The 2,915-nt window shown below is 50.4% G+C and carries 3 protein-coding genes and 1 pseudogene; 1 reads left to right on the top strand and 3 read right to left on the bottom strand.

The window, feature by feature from the left end; all coding sequences use genetic code 11:
• On the bottom strand, nt 1-912 hold a 912-nt coding region (locus RMO35_RS14560), incomplete at its 3' end, for a THUMP domain-containing protein (protein WP_309742054.1).
• Nucleotides 913-1,091: 179 nt separating this feature from the next.
• On the opposite strand from RMO35_RS14560, the gene RMO35_RS14555 reads away from it, so the two are divergent.
• On the top strand, nt 1,092-1,955 hold the full coding sequence (locus tag RMO35_RS14555; RefSeq protein ID WP_309742052.1) for a metallophosphoesterase: 864 nt from the start codon (nt 1,092-1,094) through the stop codon (nt 1,953-1,955).
• Nucleotides 1,956-2,091: 136 nt separating this feature from the next.
• Here RMO35_RS14555 and RMO35_RS14550 read toward each other — a convergent pair whose 3' ends face one another.
• Nucleotides 2,092-2,763 carry a hypothetical protein gene (locus RMO35_RS14550; protein WP_309742051.1) on the bottom strand — a complete coding sequence of 224 codons (672 nt, stop codon included), beginning with the start codon at nt 2,761-2,763 and terminating at the stop codon, nt 2,092-2,094.
• Nucleotides 2,733-2,915: pseudogene (locus RMO35_RS14545) on the bottom strand (phosphopantetheine adenylyltransferase); the annotation flags it as partial. The pseudogene RMO35_RS14545 and the gene RMO35_RS14550, both read right to left, overlap by 31 nt.

Genomic DNA, 2,915 nt, shown 5'->3' with positions numbered 1-2,915 from the left:
CGGATTGCACATGAGCACCCCCGAATCTGCGGGAGCTTCCACGTCGGCTAGTTCCTGCTGCAAGAACTGAATATATCTTTCTACTCCCGAACTGCGGGCATTCGATCGCGCCTGTTCGATGACTTCAAAATTGCGATCGCTACCGATAATCGTCGCCTGGAGATCTTGAATTTCACCTGTTTCCGCCGACTTTATCAGCCGATCGAATAGGTCGGGATCGAAGTCCAGCCAGCTCTCAAACCCAAACCGATCGCGAAAAATACCCGGAGCGATATTTAGGGCTTGCATCGCCGCTTCTAGGGGCAATGTCCCCGAACCACAGAGCGGATCGACAAATGCCAAATCTGGCGTCCAGCCAGACATTTTTAGCAAAGCGGCGGCGAGAGATTCTTTGAGCGGGGCATCGCCGACAGCCGATCGATAACCGCGCCGATGGAGGCTATTGCCCGAGCTATCCAAGCTGACGATACAGCGATCTTTGTCGATATGAGCATTGATCCGCACGTTGGGATCTTGAATATCGACATCCGATCGCGAGCCAAATTTTTCGGTTTGTTGTTTGGTAATCGCTCTTTTGACTTGAATCGCGGTAAAATGGCTATGATTGAGCTGGTCGTTTTTACCAGTCACCGTGACTGCCAGTGTCAACTCGGGAGTTAGATATTCCCCCCAATCGATTTGTTGGACGCCATCATAGAGTTCGCGATCGTCGGTACTGGGAAATTCTCCGAGCTTCACCAATACCCGAAACGGCAACCGCGCCCACAAATTAACCCGATATAATAACTCTCGATCGCCCTGAAAAGACACGCCACAAAATCCCTGAGCCACGTCTCGCGCCCCTAATTGGCTTAGTTCCTGCGCGGCTAACTCTTCTAATCCTCTGGCGACTGTCGCAAAGTACTCACTCAAAATAATTCCTCAGTGCAGATCTAGTTTGCACGCAAACCATCCTTATCATTATTCCTTATATCTCGACTCGCCGCGATCGGGGCTGGCGTAAATTTCCGGAATCCGTCTCACCACAACGGTAGCTAAATTTAGCGATCGTCGCCAAACAGCACATTACCAATCGTAATTAGGGCATCAATATGAGCAAAAATATGAGGATGCGCTGGCGAAGATTAGTTTTAGGCGTAATTAGATTAGCGCTCATCGCGATCGCGATTTTATTTACGACTTCTGTCTACGCTCAAGGTGTGGAGCCGCGCTGGTTTGCGATTAAAACGATCGATGTCCAGCTAGCGGGGTTAGATCCGGCTTTTGAAGGTTATAAAATCGTCCAACTGACGGATCTACACGCCCGCTCGGGAATTATGGATCGCACGACGCTGGCTAAAGTTGCCCGCATTGCCACCGCCCAACAACCCGATCTAATCGCCCTGACGGGGGACTATATTACCAGTGGTGCGAGTAAGTCCGAAGAAATGCTCGCTAACGCCTTTAGTCTGCTCCAAGCCAAAGATGGTGTCGTCGCTATCATGGGCAATCACGATCGCGGTGAAGATAGTAGCCCCCTAGAGCGTGCCTTTACCGCAGGTAAAATAAAACTGCTCAATAATGCCGTCCATTCGATCGAACGCCAAGGTAGCCGCCTGAATATTGCTGGTGTCGATGATGTCTGGCTTCGTCGGGCAAATCTGCCCCAGACAATCGCCCAATTACCGAATACTGGTGCGAACATCTTACTAGCACACGAACCCGACTTTGGCGATATTGCAGCGGCTAGCTATCAGTTTGAACTGCAACTTTCGGGGCACTCTCACGGCGGGCAAATTGTGTTACCGTTTGCGCCGAGAGTCACACCACCCTGGGGGAAAAAATACATTAATGGACTATATCATCTGGGCGCGATGCAATTGTATGTCAGTCCAGGTGTCGGTACTACCGGGCCACCCAAAGCCAGATTTAACTGTCGTCCCGAAATCTCAGTAATTGTCTTACATCATGTGTAGAAGGGAATAGGGGATAGGGAATAGGGAATAGGGAATAGGGGATAGGGGATTGGTAATGCGATCGAGTACTAACAACTTCCGGTGGCGGCATGGCTCGCTCCCCGAGTACTGCCAGCAAGCTTCGAGCTGCTGGAGATTAGGCATTAGGCGTAGGATCGGTTGCATCGCTCATCAGGCGCTGTCTGCCGCGTTGAATGGCGTGGAGGATATCGGTAAGCTGATACTCCATATTGTGTAAAACGCGATCGGCATATTCATCCGCGCCATCTTGAGTCTGCTGACATTCTAGCTCTACTTGTGCCCGCATCCGGTCGAGGTCTTGGAGATGGCGATCGCCGATCCGCTGCATTTCTAGGGTTGTTTGTTGTCGGAGTTGCTCGCACTCCGAGATCGCCGCTTGCCGGATTTGCTGGGCTTCGCGTTCGGCGCGATCGATAATTCCCACTTCATTGGCGACTTGATAGGCGCGTTGATTTGCCTCAGCGAGAATCTGCTGCGCTTGCCCAGCCGCTTCTCTAATCAAGCGATCCTTATACTGCAATACTTCTTGCGCCGTAGCGATTACTTCTGGTAACTGCTCGCGAATTCTGTCGATCTGCTGCAAAATTTCTTCCTCATCGATCATTGTTTTACCAGTCAATGGTACGCGAGGACTATTCAAAATTCGGCTTTCTAACCGCTCGATCGCGGCAAATACCGCCGCAGATTCCAGATTTTTTGCTTGAATGCTTGGCACGATCGAACGGTCTTCTAAGATGCTAGCGTAGCTTTGGTCTGCTACTGCTGGATAGTGGGAGTGTTGTAACATTGGTAAATTTCCGAGGCAACATGAGGTGAGACAAGGTGATCGATCGAGCCGTTGAATCTAGCGATTTCCTTGACAATACTACTGCTGAGGAAACCATACTCTGTGGAAGTTGCTAAAAACACTGTTTCAATCTCTGTAGACAAGGTTTTGTT

Source organism: Chamaesiphon sp. OTE_20_metabat_361 (genome assembly GCF_031364565.1).
The sequence above is the reverse complement of the archived record's forward strand: the minus strand, read 5'-3'. Positions and strand labels throughout refer to the sequence as shown.

Coding starts and splice junctions, on each gene's coding strand:
- RMO35_RS14550 (WP_309742051.1), bottom strand. CDS start 2,763: ATGTTACAACACTCCCACTATCCAGCAGTAGCAGACCAAAGCTACGCT.
- RMO35_RS14555 (WP_309742052.1), top strand. CDS start 1,092: ATGAGCAAAAATATGAGGATGCGCTGGCGAAGATTAGTTTTAGGCGTA.